Source organism: Phenylobacterium sp. (assembly GCF_030693805.1).
In the GTDB taxonomy this organism is placed as follows: Bacteria; Pseudomonadota; Alphaproteobacteria; order Caulobacterales; family Caulobacteraceae; genus Phenylobacterium.
Map to the genome: position 1 here is coordinate 1 of NZ_JAUXZW010000024.1, position 3,466 is coordinate 3,466.

The window sequence follows — 3,466 nt, forward strand, 5'->3', positions numbered from 1 at the left end:
TCGACAGCGACCGGATCGCCGAGTTGAAGGCTGCGATCATCGCCGAGCCGGATGCGATCGAGACGACCCTGAAGCGGTTTCAGGGTGACGCTGGATCGCCGCCGCTGGCTGAGCGTCAGGATCAGATCGCCAGGATCTTCACCGGCGACAGCGTCGAGGGCATCGTCGCGGCGCTGGAGGCGGACGGTTCGGACTGGGCCAAGGCGCAGTCCGCCGCGCTGGCGTCGAAATCGCCGCAGACCTTGAAGGTCACCCTGCGCCAGATGGCCGAGGGCGCGCGTGCGCCGTCGTTCGCCGACAACATGCGCATGGAATACCGTATCGCCGCGCGGGTCGTGCAGCGCCACGACTTCATCGAAGGCGTGCGCGCGGTGATCGTCGACAAGGACAATAGACCGCGATGGGAGCCGACAAGCTTGGCCGGCGTTACGCCTGCGATGCTCGACGCGATCTTCGCGCCGTTGCCGCCGGACGAGGAATGGTCCCCGCTGGCGTGAGGCCGACGCGGCGCCGGCCACGGCGCCCGCCGATTTTGGGGAGGTGTTCATGGCGCGTGATCTGCTTTTGGCGGCTGTCGCCGTTCTGGCCCTGACGGCGGGGGCGGCGAACGCCCAGAACGCCGCGGCCCCGCCGGCCTACGTCGCCGCGGCTGTCGCCGACAAGTCTCGCCCCGCCGCCGATTCCGCCCGAGACGCCGATCGACGGCCGGTCGACATGCTGGCGTTCGCCGAGGTTGCGCCTGGCCAGACGGTCGGCGACCTGCTGCCCGGCGGCGGCTATTTCACGCGGATTTTCGCCAAGACGGTCGGCGCGGCCGGCAAGGTCTATGCGATCATCACGCCTGCCCAGGCCGAGGCCGCGACACCGCCCGCGATTCGCGCCGTCGCCGCCGACCCCGCCTACGGCAACATCGAAGTCGTGACGACGCCGTTCGAGACCCTGGTGTTGCCGACCAAGGCAGACGTGATCTGGACCTCGCAGAACTACCATGACCTGCACGGGACGCGTCCGGGGCGTCCGCCCACCGACGTCGCCAAGGTCAACAAGGCGGTGTTCGACGCTTTGAAGCCCGGCGGCCTGTTCATCGTCCTGGACCACGCGGCCAGCCCCGGCGCGCCGCTCGCGGTCGTCGACACCCTGCATCGGATCGATCCGCAGGTAGTCAAGAGCGAGGTGATCGCCGCGGGGTTCACCTTCGACGGCGAGAGCCCGATGCTGCGCAACTCCGCCGACGATCACACCCTGCCGGTGTTCGATCCGAAGATACGCGGCCATACGGATCAGTTCGTCTACCGGTTCCGCAAGCCGAAATAGCGCGCGCGCCAGCGCCTGCGCGGCCGCACGCCGCGCAGGCGCAAGGCGTGGTATTGTGGACAACGGCCAACGGTGGTGCGAAAAGCCCGCGGACGAAAATGCGCCTCTTTTTGTGGGGCCGTCGCGCGGCGCCTGCGGCTCGCGCACGGACGGGGTTCAAGGCTGATGGATTACACACAGGCGTTCGAGCAAGCGCTGGACCGGATACGCGGCGAGGGCCGCTACCGGGTGTTCGCTGACCTGAAGCGTCATCGCGGTTCCTATCCGCGCGCCACCTGGACGCGCGGCGACGGCTCGGTGCGCGACGTGGTGGTGTGGTGCTCGAATGATTACCTGGGCCAGGGCGAGAACCCTGTGGTCACCGAGGCCATGAAGCGCGCCATCGACGAGGCGGGCGCGGGTTCGGGCGGAACGCGCAATATCTCCGGCACGACGCACTACCACGTGGAGCTCGAGGCCGAGCTCGCCGACCTGCACGGCAAGCAGGCCGCGCTGCTGTTCACCTCGGGCTACGTTTCGAACGACGCGTCGCTGTCGACGCTCTACCGGATCCTGCCCGGGCTGGAGGTGTTCTCGGACGCCAACAACCACAACTCGATGATCTCGGGTATCCGCAACGGCGGCGGCCCGCGCCATGTGTTCCGGCACAACGACCTGCAGCACCTGGAAGACCTGTTGGCCGCGGCGCCCGAGAGCGCGCCGAAGCTGATCGCCTTCGAGAGCGTCTATTCGATGGACGGCGACATCGCGCCGATGGCGGCGATCGTGGCCCTGGCCAAGAAGTACGGCGCCATGACCTATCTGGACGAGGTCCACGCGGTCGGCATGTACGGGCCGCGCGGCGCCGGCGTCGCCGAGCGCGACGGGGTGATGGACCAGATCGACATCGTCGAGGGCACGCTGGCCATGGCGTTCGGCGTCATGGGCGGCTACATCGCCGCCGACGCGGTGATCGTCGATGCGATCCGATCGTACGCGCACGGGTTCATCTTCACGACCTCGCTGCCGCCGGCCCTGGCCGCCGGCGCGCTGGCCTCAATCCGCTGGCTTAAGGCGCATGACGAGGTGCGTGTTGCCCATCAGGCGCGCGCGGCTCAGCTCAAGGCGCGCCTCGCCAAGGTCGGCCTGCCGGTGATGGCCTCGCAAAGCCACATCGTGCCGGTGCTGGTGGGCGACGCGATCCACACAAAGGTGATCTCCGACATCCTGCTGGAGGATCACGGGATCTATGTGCAGCCGATCAACTATCCCACGGTGCCGCGCGGGACCGAACGGCTGCGCTTCACGCCGTCGCCGGCGCACACCGAGGCGATGATCGAGGATCTCGCCCAGGCGCTCGAAGCGCTCTGGGTCCGCTGCAACATCGCTCGCGTCGGCGGCGTCGCGGCTTAGGCGCCGCGCCGACGCACGCCCCGTCCCAGGCCGATCTGCTTGGCGAAGTCGCTGCGCCGCGCTGCGTAAGCCGGCGCGACCATCGGATAATCGGGCGCGAGGCCCCAGCGCCGGCGATAGTCGTCCGGGCTCATGTCGAAGCGCGAGCGCAGATAACGCTTCAGCATCTTCAGCTTCTTGCCGTCCTCCAGGCAGACGATGAATTCGTGCTGGACGGACTTGCTGATCGGAACCGCGGGCTTCGGGCGCTCCTCAGGAACCGGCGCTTCGGCCTGGCCCAGGCCCTGCAGCGCCTGATGGACAGTGCGGATCAGTGGGGCGACGCCGTCAGGCGCCACCTCGTTGCGGGTGACGTAGGCGGCGACCACATCGGCGGCCAGCCGCATGAACGACTCGTCCGAAGTGGTCTCCGGACCGGATGTCATGCTCATAGGCTCACCTCACCAAAAACGCGGCGCAAACGGACGGGTGGGCGTCGTCGATCGCCTCCACCCCCGGCGGAAGCGACAACGATCATGATGCGGCATTGTTCCCGCGACCGTTGGATCGCGGCGCGCTTAAGGGTAAAGAGCGCGCGAACCTCAGCCGAAAGGTCCGCCCGTGACCCTGCACGTCAAAGCCCAATCCTCGGAACAGCCCTCGACCGACGCCTTCTTCTCGCAAGGGGTCGCCCAGTCCGACCCGGCCGTAGACCAGGTTCTGGCCGGCGAACTGCAGCGCCAGCAGGAGCAGATCGAACTGATCGCTTCGGAGAACATCG

At 68.0% G+C, this 3,466-nt stretch carries 4 protein-coding genes; 3 read left to right on the top strand and 1 reads right to left on the bottom strand.

Going from position 1 to position 3,466, the window contains the following annotated elements:
• From Q8M88_RS01150 to hemA, 3 genes are all read left to right on the top strand, one after another.
• On the top strand, positions 1–497 hold a 497-nt coding region (locus Q8M88_RS01150; RefSeq protein ID WP_305594237.1), incomplete at its 5' end, for an enoyl-CoA hydratase/isomerase family protein.
• Between the two features lie 49 nt (positions 498–546).
• Positions 547–1,314 (top strand): class I SAM-dependent methyltransferase, encoded by a 768-nt coding sequence (locus tag Q8M88_RS01155; RefSeq protein WP_305594239.1) that lies wholly within the window; start codon positions 547–549, stop codon positions 1,312–1,314.
• A 165-nt stretch (positions 1,315–1,479) separates the two neighbouring features.
• A complete protein-coding gene (gene hemA / locus Q8M88_RS01160) occupies positions 1,480–2,706 on the top strand; it encodes a 5-aminolevulinate synthase (protein WP_305594241.1) in 1,227 nt (408 codons plus the stop codon).
• On the opposite strand, the gene Q8M88_RS01165 is transcribed toward hemA, so the two are convergent.
• Positions 2,703–3,137: a MucR family transcriptional regulator gene (locus tag Q8M88_RS01165; RefSeq protein WP_305594243.1), complete on the bottom strand. Its 435-nt coding sequence runs from the start codon at positions 3,135–3,137 to the stop codon at positions 2,703–2,705. The two genes, hemA and Q8M88_RS01165, sit on opposite strands and share 4 nt — an antisense overlap.
• Between the last annotated feature and the right edge of the window lie 329 nt (positions 3,138–3,466).